Origin of the sequence: Paenibacillus sp. D2_2 (genome assembly GCF_031199965.1) — a bacterium.
In the GTDB taxonomy this organism is placed as follows: Bacteria; Bacillota; Bacilli; order Paenibacillales; family Paenibacillaceae; genus Fontibacillus.
In genome coordinates this window covers 1,345,507-1,367,164 of sequence record NZ_CP133605.1, presented here as the reverse complement: position 1 = coordinate 1,367,164, position 21,658 = coordinate 1,345,507, and the positions used below count along the sequence as shown (strand labels likewise).

Annotated in this window: 15 protein-coding genes and 6 pseudogenes; 6 read left to right on the top strand and 15 right to left on the bottom strand. The window is 44.9% G+C overall.

What is annotated here, in order from left to right; all coding sequences use genetic code 11:
- Positions 1–104 precede the first annotated feature (104 nt).
- The 5 genes and pseudogenes from RE628_RS06785 to RE628_RS06765 form a co-directional block, all read right to left on the bottom strand.
- A pseudogene (locus tag RE628_RS06785) lies at positions 105–1,654 on the bottom strand (hydantoinase/oxoprolinase N-terminal domain-containing protein).
- Complete coding sequence (locus RE628_RS06780; RefSeq protein WP_309158036.1) at positions 1,647–2,750, bottom strand: S-methyl thiohydantoin desulfurase family protein; 1,104 nt, start codon at positions 2,748–2,750, stop codon at positions 1,647–1,649. The pseudogene RE628_RS06785 and the gene RE628_RS06780 overlap by 8 nt, the downstream one beginning before the upstream one ends.
- Positions 2,751–4,017, bottom strand: a pseudogene (locus RE628_RS06775) (cytosine permease).
- A 124-nt stretch (positions 4,018–4,141) separates the two neighbouring features.
- On the bottom strand, positions 4,142–4,900 hold the full coding sequence (locus tag RE628_RS06770; protein ID WP_309158034.1) for a PucR family transcriptional regulator: 759 nt from the start codon (positions 4,898–4,900) through the stop codon (positions 4,142–4,144).
- Complete coding sequence (locus RE628_RS06765; protein WP_309158032.1) at positions 4,858–5,706, bottom strand: PucR family transcriptional regulator ligand-binding domain-containing protein; 849 nt, start codon at positions 5,704–5,706, stop codon at positions 4,858–4,860. The genes RE628_RS06770 and RE628_RS06765 overlap by 43 nt, the downstream gene beginning before the upstream one ends.
- 376 nt (positions 5,707–6,082) lie before the next feature.
- Here RE628_RS06765 and RE628_RS06760 point away from each other — a divergent pair.
- Both RE628_RS06760 and RE628_RS06755 read left to right on the top strand, forming a co-directional pair.
- A pseudogene (locus RE628_RS06760) lies at positions 6,083–7,506 on the top strand (M14 family zinc carboxypeptidase).
- A 220-nt stretch (positions 7,507–7,726) separates the two neighbouring features.
- The gene (locus RE628_RS06755) at positions 7,727–7,948 is read left to right on the top strand and encodes a hypothetical protein (RefSeq protein WP_309158027.1); all 222 of its coding nucleotides are present in this window, start codon (positions 7,727–7,729) and stop codon (positions 7,946–7,948) included.
- Positions 7,949–8,215: 267 nt separating this feature from the next.
- Here RE628_RS06755 and groL read toward each other — a convergent pair.
- The 7 genes and pseudogenes from groL to RE628_RS06720 all read right to left on the bottom strand — a co-directional run bounded on the left by groL (position 8,216) and on the right by RE628_RS06720 (position 13,879).
- Positions 8,216–9,843: pseudogene (gene groL, locus RE628_RS06750) on the bottom strand (chaperonin GroEL).
- A gap of 66 nt (positions 9,844–9,909) precedes the next feature.
- Positions 9,910–10,191, bottom strand: a complete 282-nt coding sequence (groES, locus tag RE628_RS06745; protein ID WP_309158025.1) for a co-chaperone GroES — start codon at positions 10,189–10,191, stop codon at positions 9,910–9,912.
- A 547-nt stretch (positions 10,192–10,738) separates the two neighbouring features.
- Complete coding sequence (tatC, locus tag RE628_RS06740) at positions 10,739–11,497, bottom strand: twin-arginine translocase subunit TatC (RefSeq protein ID WP_309158022.1); 759 nt, start codon at positions 11,495–11,497, stop codon at positions 10,739–10,741.
- A gap of 116 nt (positions 11,498–11,613) precedes the next feature.
- A complete protein-coding gene (locus tag RE628_RS06735; RefSeq protein WP_309158020.1) occupies positions 11,614–11,829 on the bottom strand; it encodes a twin-arginine translocase TatA/TatE family subunit in 216 nt (71 codons plus the stop codon).
- 329 nt (positions 11,830–12,158) lie between these two features.
- On the bottom strand, positions 12,159–12,644 hold the full coding sequence (locus tag RE628_RS06730; RefSeq protein ID WP_309158018.1) for a MogA/MoaB family molybdenum cofactor biosynthesis protein: 486 nt from the start codon (positions 12,642–12,644) through the stop codon (positions 12,159–12,161).
- A gap of 83 nt (positions 12,645–12,727) precedes the next feature.
- Entirely contained in the window at positions 12,728–13,216 is a 489-nt protein-coding gene (gene moaC, locus RE628_RS06725) for a cyclic pyranopterin monophosphate synthase MoaC (RefSeq protein ID WP_309158017.1), read from the bottom strand.
- 21 nt (positions 13,217–13,237) lie between these two features.
- Positions 13,238–13,879, bottom strand: coding sequence for a 5-formyltetrahydrofolate cyclo-ligase (locus RE628_RS06720; protein ID WP_309158015.1), 642 nt, complete (start codon positions 13,877–13,879; stop codon positions 13,238–13,240).
- A gap of 231 nt (positions 13,880–14,110) precedes the next feature.
- Between RE628_RS06720 and RE628_RS06715 the strand changes: the two are divergent.
- Positions 14,111–16,080, top strand: a pseudogene (locus RE628_RS06715) (ATP-binding cassette domain-containing protein).
- A 379-nt stretch (positions 16,081–16,459) separates the two neighbouring features.
- Here RE628_RS06715 and RE628_RS06710 read toward each other — a convergent pair.
- Positions 16,460–16,960 (bottom strand): hypothetical protein, encoded by a 501-nt coding sequence (locus tag RE628_RS06710; protein ID WP_375143048.1) that lies wholly within the window; start codon positions 16,958–16,960, stop codon positions 16,460–16,462.
- A 324-nt stretch (positions 16,961–17,284) separates the two neighbouring features.
- Between RE628_RS06710 and RE628_RS06705 the strand changes: the two genes are divergently transcribed.
- Positions 17,285–17,662: a rhodanese-like domain-containing protein gene (locus RE628_RS06705; RefSeq protein ID WP_309158013.1), complete on the top strand. Its 378-nt coding sequence runs from the start codon at positions 17,285–17,287 to the stop codon at positions 17,660–17,662.
- A 68-nt stretch (positions 17,663–17,730) separates the two neighbouring features.
- Here RE628_RS06705 and RE628_RS06700 read toward each other — a convergent pair.
- Positions 17,731–18,448: pseudogene (locus RE628_RS06700) on the bottom strand (aminoglycoside N(3)-acetyltransferase).
- A gap of 694 nt (positions 18,449–19,142) precedes the next feature.
- On the opposite strand from RE628_RS06700, the gene RE628_RS06695 reads away from it, so the two are divergent.
- Both RE628_RS06695 and RE628_RS06690 read left to right on the top strand, forming a co-directional pair.
- Positions 19,143–20,138, top strand: coding sequence for a peptidoglycan DD-metalloendopeptidase family protein (locus RE628_RS06695; RefSeq protein ID WP_309158012.1), 996 nt, complete (start codon positions 19,143–19,145; stop codon positions 20,136–20,138).
- Positions 20,138–20,539 carry a bactofilin family protein gene (locus RE628_RS06690; protein WP_309158011.1) on the top strand — a complete coding sequence of 134 codons (402 nt, stop codon included), beginning with the start codon at positions 20,138–20,140 and terminating at the stop codon, positions 20,537–20,539. Before RE628_RS06695 ends, RE628_RS06690 begins: the two co-directional genes overlap by 1 nt.
- A 74-nt stretch (positions 20,540–20,613) precedes the next feature.
- Here the strand turns inward: RE628_RS06690 and tsaD are convergent, their stop codons facing one another.
- Positions 20,614–21,645: a tRNA (adenosine(37)-N6)-threonylcarbamoyltransferase complex transferase subunit TsaD gene (tsaD, locus tag RE628_RS06685; RefSeq protein ID WP_309158010.1), complete on the bottom strand. Its 1,032-nt coding sequence runs from the start codon at positions 21,643–21,645 to the stop codon at positions 20,614–20,616.
- Between the last annotated feature and the right edge of the window lie 13 nt (positions 21,646–21,658).

The following is a 21,658-nucleotide window of genomic DNA, read 5'->3' as shown; positions in this document are numbered from 1 at the left end:
TTATAGCTTAATTAGCCTAACGGCGTTGACAAAAGAAGCTTCTCATTAATTTGTGCAATTAACGAGAAGCTTCTGTTACAATCTAATTCTCCAAAGTATGTTTCTTAACTCATATTACCTACAACTTTGACTCTTAATCGAGTTGCATTTTCCGGGTGATAGGCAAGCGGTGTCTCTTCAACTTCAACCAGTTTGATCGTAGTAGGATCAGCCCCTGCGATGACCGCTTGTTTCACTGCTTTGTCCTCCGCATCCTTAAGCGACTGCTCACGCGGTTCACGAGAATAAATGTAGATCTGTTCGTACTGTCCGCTAATTTGAGAGATCGATGCTCCGATGGCATTCGCCACCCCGCCGTTCTCCACTTTAACGATATCGGATACTCCAGGAATCTCATCTGGGATAATCACGCTGCCTCCGCCTACGAGTACGATCTGTACATCTTCGGAAGAAGTTTTCATCTTATCGATTGCTTTTGCTATGATCGAAGAAATTACGGATTGGACTTGCTTCGCAAATCCTTCATCGATATGACTGACTAAACTCTTGTCCCCCATATCAGCCAGTCCAAGACGAACCGCGATGTCCGTCGCAGTCATGGTGTTTCCACCAAATACAAGCGCTTCTTCTCCGATCTTGTAGCCCACACTATCTGGGCCAACCGTTATTTTGCCACCCTCTGCACGCACAATGCTTCCGCCGCCGAGCCCTACTGAGATGATATCTGGCATTCTAAAATTAGTGCGAATATCGCCTATTTCCACCGCTACAGAGGACTCTCTTGGGAATCCATCCTGCAAAACACCGATATCTGATGTCGTACCCCTACGTCGATGACCATCGTATCTTTAATGTTCGCTAAATAGGAAGCTCCCCGAATACTATTCGTTGGTCCGCAAGCAATCGTAAGAATTGGGAACTGCTTGGCATATTCAATCGACATGAGCGTACCGTCATTCTGACATAGGTACACTTCAACATCTTTAATCCCTTCCGCTTCTAAAGCATTAGCAAAACCTGTGGTGGTGGTTTCGATGACATGGCATAAAGCCGCGTTCAGAATCGTTGCATTCTCTCTTTCAATCAGACCAACAGATCCGATCAAGGACGAACAGGAAACCTTATAGTCTTCCCCGTATGCTTCCCAGATTAAGTCTCGCACCTTGAGTTCCTGATCATTTTTGATAGAGGAGAATACACCAATGATTGCAATAGCTTCTACTTTATCACGCCACTTCGCTAGTAGATCGTTAATCTCCTGCTCGTCGACTTCGCTAAGCAATTGACCATCATATTCGTAGCCACCTTGAACTAGAGCATAGTTACCTGTTAGTTTTTCCACCATATCTTGAGGCCAAGCCGTATATGGAAGAACAGAAGCGGTAGCAGGATATCCCAAGCGGATCACACCGACTTTGGCTAACTTCTTCCGTTCAACGATCGCATTGGTGCACTGCGTTGTCCCCAGCATCGCATGCGTGATTTTCGTCTTATCTATATTTGCTTCCTTCAATACTTTTTGCAGCGATGTCACAATCCCGGTCTTGATATCCAGTGTCGTTGGGGATTTCACACTATGGATTAACTGGTTATGCTCGTCTAAAATAATAGCATCTGTATTCGTGCCGCCTACATCTATTCCAATTCTAAACATGGCTAGCCACCGCCTTACTTATCAATTCTTCAATCGGAGCATAATCGTAATCATACCCAAAGTATCTCGGTCCTACCGTCTTGATTCCCATTTCGGTTCTCCACTTGGGATGCGCTGGCAACCCGAGGACGCGTACGCGTTTGCCATATTTCAAGCTCTCCGTTGTCACAGGAATCAAGGTTTCATAGTCGACCAAGCATATTAAATCCGGCGTCATCGCTACAACCTGACCGTTCTTCTCGGCAAGCAAGTTCTCATTTTGAAAATGAACCTTCATCTGCTCGTCTTTGCTCATCTCGATACCTTCTAGGTTCATTTTCCCGAAATTAAAGCCGCCCTTCGTTTCCCGGATGACATTTGTTATTTTTCCCTGGAACAATTCATATCCGGATGTCAGACTTAATAGCTGTTCAAGCTTGTCTTTTGCGTCTCTATTCTTGGAAGAAATGATCTCTCCAATCTGCTCCGATAGAGTCACGATGTTATGGACACCACTTTTCTTGATTTGAGCTCCCGTCGTCGAATACAGGCTTACTAAAGCACTAGCCCCCATCTCCACCGTTGCTGTCCGTGCCAACCGCTCCGTCCATTTATTGTCAATCGTCTCGAAGATACCGATATTCCCTTTCTCATCTGCAATAGCGATCGGTGTAGCCGAAATGCCGTCGAGGTTGAACGTTACCATTTGCAACTCAGGAAATGCCCTTCCCATGCCATCACAATCAATAAGCGGTAAATTCAACTGTGCTGCAACGACAATGGGAATCATGGAATTGACTCCACCCGCTTCCATCGGAAATGTGCCCGTAATTTTCTCTCTGCCCAAATACTTGGCCAGCTTCTGAAACACCTTAACAAACTCATCTCCGTTCGGGAATTTCTCCACCATTACGGAAGGCGCGCCCATCATAGCAGAAGGGATTAAGAAGTCTTCATCTTCAATTTCATCCACAGAGTATAGTTTTACAGGTCCGTTCTTTTCAATGGCTGATAGAGCCATGAGTTTACCGATGTAAGGATCTCCTCCTCCTCCTGTTCCTAAAAATGCAGCGCCTACGGCAATATTTTCAATCGCTTGTTTATCTAAATATCTCATTTAATTCCCCTCCAATAGGACTGACTTTCTGTCCATGATTCGATAGCAAACCACATACATGACAAAAGAAATAATGATACCGATCAATGGCTGATTCGAGACTTGGGGTAAGCTTGGGAAGAAGGACAGAACAACTGGTATACAGGCAATAATTGAACCGATCAACCAAGAAATCACGCCCAGACGATTAACCCCCTCTGTTTCCTTCCAACGGGTCTTATCACCTTTGTTAATAACCCAATAAGAAGCGACCATAACCCCTGCTACCTGGCGGAACCATTGCTGACAAGAGCGACATGACTGGTGTAAAGTAATTCAAAATTCCGATCACCGCAAGCACAGTCCCAATGAGTCCTGCAACCCCTACTGCCCATTTCTCTTTATCCTTAGAAATATTCAATACGTTAATGAGAGCAAATCCACCTGAGATTGCGTTAACCATATTCGTCTTCCATGCAGCCAGAATTAGAACAGTACCTCCAATAAAAGGCGTTGTAATATTTATAAAGACAGCTGCAACATCACTAGTTTGATAAGCGAAAGATAGAATCGCACCTACACTAATCATCAATACGCCAGAAGGTACAATTCCGATTAGTGCTGCTTTCAACACATCGGAACGCTTTTTCGAAAACTGCGAATAATCGCCTGCAATAACGGCCCCTAAGGCAAATGATCCTATGGTTACAGCTAATCCATCCATGAAGTTCATTTGCTTCTCAGGCTGGTAGCTCCAAATATTCTGAATGGAATCCATCGTGAATACATGAATTAATCCATATGCGCATATCACAATGAGTAGAGGCACGGCTATATAACTAAGTACTCGCAGCACTTTAATACCATACATCGCTGAAATGACCATCACCAAACCACTAATCATTGAAGCAAGGGGAACTGGAACTGTCATTCCGTACTCCGCGAGCAGATTAGCCAGCGCTGCCCCGCATACATTAGCCTGAATCCCGAACCACCCGAGGCAAGCAATGGCGAGAATAATGGATAAAATCGTGCGCGAGCCCTTTTTGCCAAATACCTGAGCTGCGACTTGGACGGTTGATTTTCCTAGATCTGTGTTCTGAATGCCCTGAAGAATCATCAGAGCAACGATAATGGAATACCCTAAAAAAGCGATCAATAATGTCTTCGATAAGCTCATACCCGAGATCAGCGTATTCCCAACCAGAAGACCTGGTATACTGATCACCGCTCCGGCCCAAACCATCCCCAGGGTGAACCAAGACTGATGCTCTCCATCCTTTCTCATGTCATTTCTCCTCCTCGTAAAGTAAATTTTTCTTATTATAGAAGGATTCATGGCCTTACGTCTTTTTCAAAAACCCAAAAAAAATCCGTAATTTTTGTCTTTTTGACAAAAGTTACGGATTAGACTAGCTGTGTATAAGCCGATAAATCATACAGGCTATGCAAACATCATAAAATTCGGAATTAACCGTTACATCATAACCAATTAATTCGCTGATCTTTTTAATGCGATATTTCACTGTGTTTTTATGCACGAACAGCATTTTTCCACACTCATCATAATTTCCTTTGGCATCTAATAAAAAGGTCATGAGTGTCTTAAGCAAATCTGGATCATCCAGAAGGGGATCAATAACAGCCATCCATTCCTCAAGGACTTCTTCTCCTTGTGCACTCATATCGATCGCTTGTTTCATCGTACGCATCTCAGCTGCCGTATATAATTTACGATGCTCATAAATCAGATGGACTTTCCTTCCCACACTGTTCACCAGTCGGTACATACGCCGTACATCTTGCGTATTTCTCATTCTGGGAGCATAGACCATTTCGAATATAAGCGAGGAAGAATTCGTTGTGTCGATATACTCGGCTGCAATCTCATACTCATTGTACTTGTAAGAGCAATTTCCCATGAGGGCAATGATACAATGATCAATCGTTTGAATGACCGCTGTTTTGTAATATTTGAACAAATACTCTTCCAACTCTTCGCGAATCTGCTTTTCTTCCGACAAATCATGAATAAATACTAACCACATCATCTGAATGGAAGCAACATCAATATGGAGAAGATGAGCCAGTCTTCGCATTTTATCGCTCTCATCATTAATAATCGCTTTTACCAGGGCATATTCGCTGACCTCGTTATGCTTATTCCCCACAAATTGATCGCCACCTGTACAACCTCACTGATTTTATCGATGGTCTTCGCAGGTAATTTTGAATTCTCTTTAATTAGAAATAGATAGAGTACTTCTCCGTTTTTTTGATGAACACTCTTGTATTCCACATAGCAATCGGAATTAGACTCTGTTTGCCCCTTCGCCCCATTCAATAAATAGGGAGCATAGCCATCTATAAGATGAGCTACATCTAACGATGAATTACGAGGCCACATCACTTGATTCACAATCTCCATATGCGTGTTCGTCAGGATGATGTTTGCTTTCAGCCGATCAGATAGAAATTTAAGTGTAATTTCTACGCTTCGTGAGTGCTCTGGCAGCAAAGACACTTTCTCTAACGCTTCATTTACAAAATTATCATTAAACGTCTGATTATTCAGAACGATCGCTTCCATCACTTCATATATCACTTCATTATAGCGAAGTGAAAAATCATTTTCAGGCATGCATATGATGATGAAATTTTTGGACTCTGCTAATTGCAGCACCTCTTCGGCTACTTCCGGAATAATGATTCCCACATAATATAGAATCAGTCCAACTTCACCGAGCTCATACAAATACTCAATCGCTTCACACTGCTTCTCTATACTATCTTTAATGGAGTAAAAAGAACTGATAACCATCTCTTCCGCATACCACTCTTCTTGAACCGAGTTGACTATACGGGAGGAATAATCCACGTTTGAAACCTCTAGTACAGATAAAGAGGATACGGTACGTTGAAGATTATTTTTTCCGGTCAGTACCTTTGCTCCTCGAAAGGAAGGCAATTGCAGCATATCTTTTACAGTTATCCCATGTTCCTCACCACTTCTTCTATGTTATCTAAGGTAATTTCGCGAAATGAGTTACCCACCAATATATCAAATTAAAAGTAGTATGTAAATTCAGATTCTTACAACCTGTTAGATAACTCCTATTCAGCAACTTAAAAACTATTATGTTCCTTTTATTAATCCAATATACATCCAACTCTAGTAAATTAGACTCACGTAATTACCAGTAAATGTATTGACTTAATAGGTATATTAACTTATACTCGCAACTAGTCACTAGACTTTATACTTAATAACAGATGAATGGGAGACGTGAAATATTGATTAAGTCACCAGTTCCAAAGACTACTCCATTAAAAAGAGTTCTATTCTTCTTCCTATGTTTGTTTCTAGTAGCCTCTTTTTTGAAGCACCACAATCCGCAAAGGCATCTACATCTATCGTAAATCCTAATCAAATCTATTCTTATTCAATCATGCAGAGAGACATGAAGAAACTCGCAGATGCCTATCCTGATCTCATATCTTATGAAACAATAGGACAGACGAAATATGGCCGGGAGTTATGGGCTATCAAATTAGGCCGGGTGAATCCGTACTATTTCTTAATGGATCACATCACGCCAGAGAATGGATAACTACGCCTCTTCTCATGAAAATGATCGATACATATGCTGTTGCCTATTATAACAATACAAAAATCTCGAAATATAATGTACGCGAATTACTAGACCACGTAAGCATCTGGTTTGTTCCTATGGTTAATCCGGATGGTGTAACCCTACAACAGCAAGGAACTACAGGTCTATCAGCAAATCTGGCGAAGACCTTAAAACAATACAATGGTAATAGCACTAACTTTAATCGCTGGAAAGCCAATATGCAGGGAATCGATCTGAATCGCCAATACCCAGCCCAATGGAACAATATTAGAAATTCCAAAGCGTATCCTTGGTATCATGATTATAAAGGTACTCAGGCGGCTCAAGCTCTAGAAGTACAAAGTATGATGGACTTTACATACAAGATCGACCCTGAACTTACGATTTCTTATCATAGCTCGGGACAGATCCTGTTCTGGCACTTCAACACGCTAAGCAAAAACCTATCTAGAGATAAAGCTATAGCTACGGAGATAAGCAAGCTTACAGGATATTCTCTTGTTAAGCCTGAGAAAAACCCATCTGGCGGAGGCTATAAAGACTGGTTCATCCAAGAATTTGGCCGCCCTGGCTTTACCATCGAGGTTGCAAATTACGCCGGAGAAGGAAGCGTGCCATTAAGTGCTTTTAATGGAATCTGGTCCGAAAATAAAGAGGTTCCGTTATTTACAGCGCAAAAATCTTATACTCTTTGGCTGGAGAAACAAAAGGTTCAATATCTCCAAAAGTCTATGAGCCTATTAGCAGAAACCAAATTGTATAGCACAATTGGAGCTGCAGACAGCATCTCTAACCTGAAGCCACAACAGGTTGAAGTTACAGCTGAGAAGGGCGACTGGTATAAGGTCGTTAGCAACCAGGGGACTGGTTGGATTCAACCATCACCAGGAAAGCTGGTTGTTGTTGAGGATATGAATGCCACCGCCGATCTTAAGGATAAGACTTATACCTATCAATATCCGGATGCTTTTTCCCCTAAAGTATCTACTCTGAGTCCACAAACCGTTCAGGTAATTGGGCGTTGGTCCGACTGGCTCCTTATCAATACTAACAATGGCAACTGGTGGATTGACGGTCGCCACATAGAACTAAATCCGGCTGCTGAGGAAGCTGTTCCTGAAGCAGCCATGCCAGCTGCCTGATGCTGAGGTTCAATTAGTTATTTTACATTTAATGAAGCCCCTCATCAGTCCAAATGAACTGGTGAGAGGCTTCTTTTTTAAGCGAGCATAGTCACCCATTCCCTATCGAATGTGCGGTAGTTTCCCGTGTATGTAGTATGTCCTTTCATCATACACAAATGAAAATGGTTTTCCGTTCAGGTATAATAAAATCAAAACAACTTGTGGAGGCTTCATGGACATGGAAGAAGAACAAAAACAACAGGCCATCCCGGCTGAAGATGAACAAGGTAATTTCAAGTTGCTCGACGTAGAGTGTATCCTTTCGATCAAGTCAGAAATCGAAGGCGATGAAGACAGCGCCGCAATTTTTCATTACAAGGATGGTAAAACGTATAAATACGTTCACAGTGAAAAAGCAATGAAGCAGTTTGGTGAATGGATTCAAAAAGGAGAAAGCTAATTGTAAAAAGTTACGCCCATTACGGGACATTTGTCTAGCCTTGTCGTTGTCCCGCAGCTTGATATCTAGATGATGAAGAATAAATTAGAGCAGTTTCATCATAGCACCCGTCAGCTGCTAATTCGAAAAAAAATCCGCCATTCACTAGGAATGGCGGACCTCTAAAGCCTCTCAGATATTGCTCCTGAGAGGCATTTATTAAATGATGTGCTCAAACGGCGTTTCCCTTCCAAGAAACCCTTAATGCATAAGGCTTTGTGAGCCTTATTACATCATACCGCCCATTCCACCCATGCCGCCCATGTCAGGCATAGCTGGTGCAGCTGGTTCTGGCTTATCAGCAACTACTGCTTCAGTAGTCAAGAACAGACCTGCTACGGAAGCTGCATATTGCAGTGCGGAACGTGTTACCTTCGCAGGGTCAACGATACCAGCGTCGAACATGTTCACCCATTCGCCAGTTGCTGCGTTGTAGCCCACGCCAACCTCTTCTTCTTCAGACGTTCTACGATAACGGAGCCTTCTTCACCCGCATTAGCTGCAATTGTGCGAACTGGCTCTTCTAGAGCTCGAAGCACGATGCTTGCGCCTGTCTTCTCGTCGCCGCTCAGTTCAAGTGCAGCTACTGCATTGTATACGTTCACGAGCGCTACGCCGCCGCCCGATACGATCCCTTCTTCAACCGCTGCGCGAGTTGCGTTCAGGGCATCTTCGATGCGAAGCTTGCGTTCTTTCAATTCGGTTTCTGTAGCTGCACCAACTTTGATAACCGCCACGCCGCCAGCCAGTTTAGCCAGACGCTCTTGCAATTTCTCCTTGTCGAACTCGGAAGTGGTTTCTTCCAGTTGCGCACGGATTTGGTTCACGCGAGCATCGATATCGGCTTTGTCGCCGCTGCCGTCCACGATTGTGGTGTTTTCTTTCGTTACGATAACTTGGCGTGCATTACCCAGTTGTTCGATTGTTGTGCTCTTCAGATCCAAACCAAGTTTCTCGGTGATCACTTGGCCGCCAGTCAAGGCTGCGATATCTTGCAACATCGCTTCACGACGGTCGCCGAAGCCAGGTGCCTTAACAGCTACTGCATTAAACGTACCACGCAGTTTGTTCAAGATCAGCACCGTTTGTGCTTCGCCTTCGAGGTCTTCTGCGATTATAAGCAGCGGTCTGGATTGTTGTACGATCTTCTCAAGGATCGGCAGAATTTCTTGCGTGCTGCTAATCTTCTTGTCTGTGATCAAGATGTATGGATTGTCGAGGACAGCTTCCATTTTATCGGTATCTGTGATCATGTATGGAGATACATAGCCACGGTCGAATTGCATACCTTCTACTACTTCAAGCTCAGTCAGGAAACCACGGGATTCTTCAACAGTGATAACACCGTCTTTACCCACTTTTTCCATCGCTTCTGCGATTTGTTCGCCGATTTCTTCGTCTGCTGCGGAGATCGCTGCTACTTGAGCAATCGATTGCTTGCCTTCGATCGACTTGGAGATTTTTTGCAGTTCTTCAACCGCTACTTTAACCGCTTTGTCGATCCCTTTGCGAAGACCGATTGGGCTAGCGCCAGCAGTAACGTTCTTCAATCCTTCACGAATCAACGCTTGTGCAAGGACCGTTGCTGTAGTTGTACCATCACCGGCAACGTCGTTTGTCTTCGTCGCTACTTCTTTCACGAGCTGAGCGCCCATGTTCTCGAACGCGTCTTCCAATTCAATTTCCTTCGCGATCGTTACACCATCATTGGTGATCAGCGGGCTACCGAATTTCTTCTCCAATACCACGTTGCGGCCTTTTGGTCCAAGTGTTACTTTTACCGCATCAGCCAAAGTATCTACACCACGAAGCATTGCGCGACGTGCTTCTTCACTGAATTTAATTACTTTTGCCATGAATAATTACCTCCTTAAATTATGAATCCTGCTGTTCAGTCGTTATATTCAAGCCCAAGTTGCTTATTATTCAATAATCGCGTGAATGTCGCTTTCCTTCATAATCAAATATTCCTTGCCGTCATACTTCACTTCAGTACCAGCATATTTAGAGAACAATACACGGTCGCCTTCCTTCACTTCCAGAGGAACACGAACGCCATCCTTCAATGTGCCGCTTCCAACTGCGACGATATTGCCTTCTTGTGGCTTCTCTTTGGACGCATCCGGGAGTACGATGCCAAATGCTGTAGTCTCCTCTTGCTTGATTGCTTCTACCAGTACGCGTTCACCTAATGGTTTGATCATGAAAAAAGAGCCTCCTTTAGTAATGGTGATTCATTGATAAGCTTCCGCTTCAATAATTAGCACTCGATACGTCACAGTGCTAACAACATCTATAATGATAATAAAATCATACGTAAATTTCAAGTTTTCCCATCATCTTTTTTTGCGCGGAATAAAGAAATAGAGTAGGAACCCGCACAGCGCTTAATCAGCTAGAGCGAGTTAGACAAGACTGCCCTCAAGCAATACCCTCGTCCCTTGTGATCCATTAGTATCCTGCCAATAAGTAGTGTAAAACCAAAAAAACTGAAAAAGTGCAGGTTTTCAACATACAAACCAGCCTTGTTTAACAAAAGCCTGCAAAAATGCAGGCTTTTTCATCATAACTCATAGAAATAAGCCAATTCCAAGAAAAAAACTGCATTTCTGCAGCTATTCTCTTCATTTCGCTTACATCGGGGGCAAAAAGATGCGTTTTTGCAGGAATTGTACTCGAAGTAGCCGCTCTACATCGATACTCCGCAAATATGAGCAAATACGGCGCTACTGCACTACACTCATTTACCCATTAGCTATACTCTTCTGCACGCTTGGCGTCCGCAGCTACCTGCTTCTTATGTACTCGGCTGGATATCAGCACACTAATCTCATACAGAATAATAAGCGGGATCAACACCAGGAAGGCCGAGAACAAGTCCGCAGGCGTGACCATCACTGAGATAACTACCAATATAAAATAAGCGACACGGCGCATTTTCCGCAGTAATCCCGGGTTCAGGATGCGCAGTTGCGTCAGGAACAAAATAACGAGTGGCAGTTCAAACAACAGCGAAATCGGGAATACAAGATTCATCAAAAACTTGAAATAGTCTGCCATCCCATAGGTCTCAATCAAACCAAGCTCCTTGTTCAGTCCTCCGGTAAATTTCATTGCCAGTGGAAATACAACGAAATAACCGAACGCAATCCCGATTAAGAAACAGAGGAAAACGTAAGGAATATACCTTAGCGTCGCCTTACGCTCTTTGGGTCTCAGCCCAGGACTAACGAACGCCCATATTTGATACAGCGTAAAGGGTAGGGTTATACCAAAGGCAACAACCATCGATATTTTCATATACACGCCGACACCGTCCCAGAATGAGAAAGCGTTCAGCTTGATCTCCACGCCTGTAATCGAATTGATCGTCAAATATTGATAAATCGGACGAACGACAAAAAAAGCGGCGACGAGAACGAATGTAAACACGAGAGCCACATAAATTAATCTCCGTCTTAATTCCGCTAAATGTTCCACAATCGTCTCTGAATTCTGTTCATCAGCCATACTTGTCCTCCTTAGGCCGATCTGTCCGGCTCACTTATCCCATCACTAGTGCGGCAAAATACAAACAAAATCCCTCCCTATTAACAGGAAGGGATTCATCATCCAATATGTATCTTCTATTCTGGTAGACGCCGGTCCTCTTGCTTCGGAGCTTCATTCACAGGAGCCGCTTCTACTTTCTCAGCTTCGGGACGGTCCTCTATAATATCGCGAGTCGCTTTCTTGAACTCATTAATTGTGCGTCCAACGGCGCGGCCGAGCTCCGGCAGCTTCTTCGGACCAAACAACACGAGAGCCGCTACAATAATTAACAGAAAAGCACCTGCACTCATGCTCATTCTCCCCCGTTAGCATAAAATAATTAACTCATGATGGGCGCCATCATGATACGCCCACATCATACCATAACATAGATCACAGTTACAGCCTGTTCAGAAAAATTATTTGCTATTATGGGTTCTTCAAGAAGTCCGCCTTGATAAGAAAACCGATCGAAGTCATTCAAAGATGAACGACCGCGATCTAGAGGTAGGTTTTCTTGCGATATAGAATTTCATCAGCTACGCTGATAACTTATAAATTCTATATCTAACACAAAGTAACACTGAGAGCATATTCGACATCCGTATCTATTCCATAGAAGCAATCCGCATGGTGAAAATTAAAGACGGAATTGACCTGTGACCATAAGCAGCGCTTCCGGAAGCTGATCCATAATCGCTGCTAGGTTCTCATGCACCCCTTTTGGAGTTCCCGGCAAATTGACGATCAAAGTCCGGCCGCGAATTCCGACAATGCCTCGAAACAGCATGCCTGCTGGATTTTTCTGCGCCACCCTGTACCGCATCGCTTCGGCCATTCCCGGTACCTCGCGTTCGATGACACGGCGGGTCGCCTCTGGCGTCACATCCCGAATAGCTAGCTCCGTGCCGCCAGTAGTCAAGACAAGATCGGCTTGAAAATAATCGGTCATTTCAATCAGTGCAGCGATGATCTCATCAGGTTCATCAGGCACGATGCGATATTCGATGATTTCGCCTCCCAATTCTTCCTCGACTAGTTCCCTAATCACCTGTGCGCTCGTATCTTCACGTTCGCCTCTGGCTCCTTTGTCGCTTGCCGTAAGAATCGCTGTTCTCCAAACCATGAAGCCATCCTCCTCACCCTAATAGGAACTTCTATTTAAAGTTGTAATCATCACTTCATCATGCGCAACTGTGCGCTAGGACATCAGATTTGGGAATAATCCCCGCTGACACCACCACTTTTGGCCTGTAGCATCGTAGGACCGATGACGATATCCTTCTGTAAGGCCTTGCACATATCATACACCGTTAGCGCTGCCGCCGATGCGGCCGTAAGTGCTTCCATTTCTACTCCTGTTCTTCCTTCAGTCCTGACCGTAACTTCTATATATAACTCATCTTGATCGTTATCCGTAAATACGATGTTCACTCCAGTAAGCATCAGCGGATGGCACATCGGAATCCAATCAGACGTGCGTTTGGCTCCTTGAATTCCTGCCACTTGAGCAACAGCAAGCACATCCCCCTTGCCGATCTTCCCTTGCTTGATTGCAGCTAGAGTTGTAGGTTGCATCTGCACCGTCGTCTGTGCAACGGCTACCCGGACTGTAGACTCCTTAGTCGAAATATCGACCATCCGCGCCCGACCCTGTTCGTTAAAATGCGTCATGGCTTGTCCTGATTCCGTTTCCATAAGTGCGCTCACTACTCTCCTTCATATATATATCATACCTGATGCTGTAAACAGCATATCCAGTCTAAAATCATGCTCTTCCATAGGAATCCGCTTCTGGACGATCTGTTCCTCAAGCGCCAGCGAAGCTCTGATTGGGACATGTCCACGGTTCTTATCTGCCAATATTTGTTCCATGAAGCGGTCATAATACCCGCCCCCGAAACCAATTCTCCCGCCATGGCGATCATAGGCAAGACCCGGGACAATGATGATGTCGATCTCCGCATAACGCGCTGTTGGCCACTGCGGTATAGGATCTCCAGGCTCGGGAATGCCCCATACTCCCGGAATCAGATCATTTACATCATTCATTTCATAAAGCGCCAGCTTCCGTTCTTCGCTCATCACTTTGGGGACCAATACCCGATCACCCTGCCCAAGGCAAGTTTGAATCAAATGTATCGTCTCAGGCTCATCTCGAAATGACACATAGCAGAACACATTCAGTCTTCCACCGCGTTTTTTTCTTAGAGGGGATAGCACTTCGTTCTCTGCCAAAAGACTGGCAGTGATCGACTGTTCCCTGCGGGAATCTGCAGAGACGTGGGAACGGATCACAGTCATCGTGTGACGCAGTTCTTTCTTTTGTGCGGATATATTTTGTGCTGAAGTATCCTTCACGACGTATCTTCCCCTTTCCGTCAAGAAGGATATATTTTGTGTTTTGTCAAAAATATATTCTTCCCTCTAGTGTATCATTGTTGACGTAAAATGAAAACCAAGCTTCTTTTTGCAAATAGTATGACAGCAGTCATTAAAGTGCGGTGCATTTGCAAGGCTTTTCATGTACACTACAATATATAGAAGGCCTCAGAACATACTTAGTAAATTCGTTGGAGGATTAAATTCATTATGTTGCTTCAAGCTGCTAATATTACAAAATTATATGGCGTCACTCCGGTACTGGAGGGCATCAACCTACAGATCCTGGAAAGAGAACGGATCGGGCTGGTAGGTGTCAACGGCGCAGGGAAATCTACATTGCTGCAAATCCTCGCCGAGGAAATATCTCATGACGGGGGCAGATCTTCAAAGCCAAAGAGACGCGCATCGGCTATCTGGCCCAGAACAGCGGATTGCAGTCCGACCGGACGATTTGGGAAGAAATGCTGAATGTATTCGCACCTCTCTTAGAGACTGAGCGTGAGCTAAGAGAAATGGAGGCTCAAATAGCTGATCCAGCCGCGGCTGCTGATGAGAAGACGTATCAGGATCTGCTTAACCGCTATGCGCTCAAATCGGACTGGTTCAAGGATAACGGCGGTTACGAGATCGAGACGCGCATTCGTAGCGTACTGTATGGAATGGGCTTCGGTAATTTCCCGTCCGATACAGTTGTCTCAACCTTGAGCGGTGGACAGAAGACCCGGCTTGCACTGGCACGGATCCTACTTCAGGCTCCAGACCTGCTTATGCTGGACGAACCTACGAACCATTTGGACATTCAGACCTTAACCTGGCTCGAGGATTATCTCCGTAATTATTCCGGGGCATTACTGGTCGTCTCACACGACCGCTATTTCCTGGATCGTCTCGTTACGACCATTGTCGAAATCGAACGGCATCAGTCAACCCGATATACCGGCAATTACAGCCGTTATATCGAGCTAAAAGCGGCTGAATATGAGAGCCGTATGAAACAGTATGAGAAGCAGCAGGACGAAATAGCCCGGATGGAGGATTTCATCCAACGTAATCTTGTCCGCGCTTCAACGACCAAACGGGCACAAAGCCGGCGCAAAGCGCTGGAGAAAATGGAGCGCATTGACCGCCCACTCGGCGATTTAAAGCGAGCCAGCTTCTCCTTCGAAGCGGAGATTCAGACAGGCAAGGACGTCCTGCACGTGGATCATTTGTCCTATGGTTATGATGACTCCAAAGCTCCACTATTTCAGAATGTATCTTTTAATCTACTGCGTGGAGAGACGGTAGCACTAATCGGGCCAAATGGTATCGGCAAATCGACCTTGTTAAAAATACTAACTGGCGATTTCAAGCCTCGTTCAGGCTCACTAACCTGGGGCGCCAAAGTAAAGATCGGCTACTATGATCAGGAGCAGACGCACCTTAATCGCGACAACACTGTGCTGGAAGAGGTATGGAGTGCATTCCCTCATATAGAGGAAGCTCGTATCCGCAGTGTGCTTGGGAACTTCCTGTTCAGTGGAGAGGACGTTCTGAAGAAAGTCGCGGCCTTAAGCGGTGGGGAGAAAGCCCGCGTCGCTTTGGCCAAACTGATGTTGGAGAAAGCTAATGTTCTTATTCTTGACGAGCCGACGAACCACTTGGATCTATTTAGCAAAGAGGTGCTGGAATCCGCCCTGCTTGATTATGACGGCACACTGCTATTCATTTCCCATGACCGCTATTTCTTGAATAAGATGGCTGAACGGATCGTCGAGCTACATCCGAACGGCGCCGGACATTTCCTGGGTAATTATGATGATTATCAGGAAAAGAAGCTGGAGCTGGAAGAAATGGCCGCAGAGAAGGCTGCTCAAGAAGCTACCAAGCAAAAGCCTGCGGAGCGTTCGAGCATACAAGAGGATGACAGCGCCGCTAAAGGAAAATCAGGTGCCGCATCCTATGAAGCGGACAAACAAGCGAAGCGCGAGGAACGCAACCGTCAGCGCCGTCTTGAACAGTTGGAGGAACTCATTTCTAAGCTGGAAGAGGACATTGCTTCGCTCGAGCACGAGCTTACCCTGCCGGAAGTATACCAGGATTATGCGGCTGTCCAAGAACGGCAAGCCTCGATTGATGAGTATAAGGAGCAATTGTCTGCCATCTATGAAGAGTGGGAGCAACTGATGGATAATTAAGATAAGATTTTCATAAAATCGTAAAAAAATGTTGATCATAGCTTTATCCACAAACCAATTGATAATAATTGTAAAAAAACGACCTCTGAGGTCGTTTTTTTACGGCTTATAATAGGCTTTATTCGCAATTTCCCAAATTATCCACTAAGTTATGCACATTATCCACATTTTTTCTGAAAAAATTATCCTACTTCCAACAATTAAATCCAAACCGTTGGGGCATAAGACTTTTCGCGATTTTCATTACAAAATCCCCGCAATTAACGCACTCTTTGTCCACATCTTGACACCAGACCCAAGGACATGCTTTCCTTTGAATCGACCTGCCAATGGACGAATGGACGTAGGCACCACTTCACATGCATCCAGCATATTACTCCTAAATATCCTCCCAGGTCTCTATTGCATCCTCTTCTGGCTCCTTTAGATACGCTTCATTAACGATCGGAAGCACCGTCACAATCTGAATAGCGAGCCCAAGTGCGATATAGAAAAGATGAACTATAGCAACTGCATTCAGAATATAAGTCTCTACCGAGATCCAAATAATTAGAATGATGGAAATATACAACGAGTATGCCCAGGACCAATGCGATTTCTTAAATACATTTAGACGTTCCGCCCATTTGCATTCCCTCCTCGTTAACAATCCCCAGGCCACGATTAACGGACAGATCCCCATGAACACTAAGAGAATGATTCCGGGAATAAGATAATTAGGAAATAGCTTAATTTGCATAATGTCGGAAGGCATTCCAAGCAAATCCCCGCTCGGATCCATAACCAGTACTGCACCGCCGAATACTGCACCTATCCCCAAAAATAAATGAAGTCCGATCAACAGCCAGTTAGCAAAAGAACGCCGTGGTGTAGTTTTCACATAAATCATCCCTTCAAATAGAGTTTTTAGAAATCTTCATCCAACCTTCTCGATGCAGAAAAGCCATCTTTTGAACACACACTTTTAGTTGTGAGCTTTTCAACTATCAATGAATTTGTGATATTTTTCACTTATCAAGCTATTCTGTAAGGAGTACGCGGAATGTCGTAACCTTATCACTGATGATGTTTATATCAATTTATCATATGCTGAGCATACTGGGAATTGAATTTAAAGCTCTATATAGATATGATAGAAAATTGAATGCAGTCCCCGCGAAATGATGAGGTTGCAAAAATATAAATCAGAAATGAGGAAAATCAAGTGAGTGAAATTATCGGTGGAATTTCGCATATCGATTGCGATGAACTACAGCATATACTTCAAAATTCAAATAATAAAACTTTAGTTATCGATGTTCGTGAACCAGAGGAATACATAGCGGGGCATATCCCTGGCATCCCACTTATTCCGATGAATGATATCCCGTATTATCTCGGAGACTTCGATATGGACAGAGAGTATGTATTCGTATGCCGGAGTGGAGGAAGAAGCTATCAAGTAGCCCGATACTTCAAGCATAATGGCTTTGACAAAGTCCATAACTATAGTGGTGGAATGCTGGAATGGTGCTATGACATTGCGGAAGGACCGGAGAACATTATAAAGGAATTCAATCCAGCTCTACTTGAGCGAAAATAATTTATTTAAAAGAATGAACTCCTAAAGTCTCAAGACCTCGCCAAATGCGAGGTCTTGAACATATAACTTTATGACTTTTTGCGATGTGCAGGCAACCACAATGCCCCGTAATCGATAAGCTCCTTCTGCGGAATCAGCAACGCCTCTGCACCGCCGATCTTACCACGCTGAACCAAGCCGGTTTCCCGTTCGAAATCGTCGCCAATAGCCGAAAAATCAGATGAATCATAATCAATGTCCTTAAACTGTGCCCAGTGTCTGATCCCATCAATCTTGATCGGTGCCTGATTCATAATCTCTCGCTTGGTCTCATATTCTGCCGAATCTCCGATAAATGCAGCGAAGTATTGCTGCCATTCCCCACACCAAGTAGCAGAACATGCCCTTCCAGCTCATAAATCCGCGCCAGAGGAGATTGCTCTCCCAAACTGTATTCCAGGGCATGATTTCCTGCAATAAACTCGGCTTTAGGCCCCCATGCGGCAAAGGATAGCTGCGGGTGGTTACTGCGGATGACAGAATCCTGCTTACGGAACATATCCGGTATAATCCCCATCCCCCATAACGGCGCTAAATCTGGATCATAGGCAGGCATCTGTTCACGAATCGTCTCCACCATTCCTTCGGAACCGGTGGATTTTCCCATCCGGCAGGATCGCTCAAATCCCCGGAATGCGTAGGCATCACCACATTCCCCTCCGGGCCAACCACCGCTTCCAGAGCAAGAATTACCGCAGGCGGCCCTCCGACTACAAATTGACCTATCGCTTTATAAGACGAATGCATAATAACCGTCATTCCCGGACGAACCCCTAGACGGATAAAATCCGCCTTCAACGTCTCAACCGTGATTAAGATCCCCTTTATTTCTTCCATATGTACCAACCTCTTTTCTATACTATATAAGTTGAATTAAACTACGCTGGAGAAGCGAAGCGCTCGCCTTTGTGAACAGATTTCTACCTTGTTTAAATCCATAGATATTGAACTTAAGAAAGGATAGGGAATAGGCAAAAGGGTGAAATGGCTCTGGAGAAGCGGAGCGCTCGCCTTTGTGAACAGATTTCTACCTTGTTAGATTCTATATAATCAAGAAATCTGTGAGCAACAGCGATCGGAAGAACATTTCACCCGGCTGCCTTCATCCGTACAATCATAAGTTCAACTTATTTATTAAATCATAGAAATCCGCGAACAACAGCGATCGAAAGAACACTTCACCCAGCTGTCTTCATCCGTACAATCATTAATTCAACTTATATAGCCGTATTCTACTCTCCTATTACATCACAAAATAACTGACAAAATAAGCCCTGCCTTAGACATTGCGAATAATATGACGAGAACCAACAAATGATAACGGGAAACTCTGACAATTTTCGTACAGAGCAGGGATTTGGAAAGTTTTGACGAATCATAACTATTAGCTTGTCGTCAAGAAACTTAAGTCCCATAGAATGATTTCGTTCAGGAGGATTTCATGAAATTCAGATTCAAACCGACCAACAAGCGATTTACCGTTCTGATCGTGCCGGAAGGTACCAGTCCGGTATTCCGCTTCAAATTAAAATTTTCCCTACTGCTGTCCATGGCCATAGCAGTTGGAGCCATGGCTGTACTGCTCCTCGTTTTGTTCATCGTGAACCGTTCTAACTCCAGCCAGATCGCCTCTTTGCAAGCAGAACTCACCTTATCTAACGATCAGCTTCAAAACACGATAGACAACAAAGAACAGACTGTCGATAAGCTGCTATCGGAATTGCTTGAATTGTCGGAGAAATCCAAAGATATCGAGAGTAAGATCAACGAACTGGAGAAGATAGAGTCCGAGTTGAAGTCCCTGAACGGTATTTCCGGACTATCTTCAGACCTGACAGCCTTGATGCCCCTATCTGATGGAGGTATCGGCGGTGAAGATATCCCGCTGTCCGAGGACGAGATCGTATCATTAGCCGCAGAAGCGAAGGACAACCTGTCAGCCACCCTTGATAAGATGCCAAGTCTGCAAGCCAAGCTGGATCAGACCAAGATCAACCTGCAGAAATATAAGCAGTTGCTGAAGATTCTGCCGACTTATTGGCCAACGATCTCCGTACGAACAACATCGGATTTTGGCAAAAGAGTTGACCCTTTTAATGGCAAGATGACCTTACATAATGGTCTGGATATCGGTGGAGATGTAGGGGATCCGATCTACGCGGCTGCGGACGGCGAGGTGACTGATACCGGCTACAGCCCAGCGCGTGGGAATTATGTAACCCTATCTCATCCGTCAGGGGTAGAATCTATCTATATGCATCTGAAGAGATCACTCAAAGACAAGGGCGATGCTGTGAAGCAAGGCGATGTCATTGGTGAACTGGGCAACACAGGCCGAAGCACTGGGCCGCATCTTCATTTTCAAGTGATGAAGAATGGGGCTGCCGTCGACCCACTGCTCTACTTAAAAATCCCTGGAAAGGATGATAGAAATTAATGTTGCGGAATAAAGTCACCAAAATAGACCCTAATTCAACAGATACACTGATCGGAGAAGGTAGTGTATTCGAAGGAAAACTCAAATCAAGCGCCAGTGTGCGTATTGAAGGACAGATGATCGGTGATATAGAATGCGGCGGCGACGTGACCATCGGAGAGAAGGGCAGCGTTGAATCCAGCATTATCAACGCCAGGAACGTTACGATCGCCGGGCAAGTCAATGGCAACGTACAGGCAAGTAACAAACTCACGATAACGTCCAAGGGCAAGCTATACGGTAACATCGCTGCTGCCTCACTTGCCATCGAAGAAGGAAGCATCTTCGAAGGTACCAGCCGAATGGGTAACTCATCGGATATCGCACTGGCGATGAAAGAAGCCGCAGTTTCTTCCGAATAGAGCTTATGGCCTTAACTTACTGTAAATGAAAAAATGGCTGCAGCCTGATAATCCCGGGCATGCAGCCATTTCTATTATGCTTCCAGCAACCAGTCCTCTAGAGACAAGGATGGATCAGCTTTTAATTCAAGGCCTGTGAACTTGCCTTCCTTCCACTTCAGATAAGCAGCAGCGCCTATCATAGCCGCATTATCTGTACAATATTTAAACGGCGGGATAATTAGTGATATATTCTCACTCTCACATCGTTCGGAGAGGCTTGCTCGCAGACCTCGGTTTGCCGCAACTCCGCCGCAAAGCAGAAGCTGCTTCGCTCCCGTAGAACGAACCGCGCGGATCGCTTTTTCTACCAGCACCTCGATGACAGACTCCTGAAAACCGCGGGCAATTGCTGCTTGATAGCCCTCTTCGCCCTTCATCTTATGTTGATTCACCGCATTAAGCACGGCTGACTTCAACCCACTAAAGCTGAAATCATAGGAATCTGGCTCCAGCCAGGCTCTTGGAAGAACCTCACTCTGCTCGGCCTCGAGTGCTAGCTTATCTACATGCGGACCGCCTGGATAAGGAAAGCCCAGTGCCCGTGCTACTTTGTCATACGCTTCGCCAACGGCATCGTCACGCGTCTGGCCAATTCGCTTGAAGCTGCCCTCCTGCTCCATCACCACAATCTCCGTATGCCCACCCGATACGACTAGAGCAATGCAAGGATATTCAATCGGCTGGACCAATCGGTTGGCATAAATATGTCCAGCAATATGATGTGTGCCGATCAATGGCTTGTCCAGAGCAAAGGCCAGACTTTTTGCAGCCATGATCCCTACAAGCAGAGCACCCACCAGTCCGGGGCCTTCAGTTACCGCAATCGCGCTAAGTTCACCCGGTTCGATACCCGCTTGGTTAATCGCCTCTTCCAGCATGAGCGTAATATTCTCTACATGCTTGCGTGAAGCAACTTCAGGCACGACGCCTCCGAACGCCTTATGCGTCTCAATCTGACTAGCGATTAAATTCGACAGCACTTCCGTTCCATTTTTGACAACCGCGGCAGAAGTCTCATCACAGCTCGTCTCTACCGCTAATATATAGCAATCTTGATTTACCAATGTTTCTCTCTTC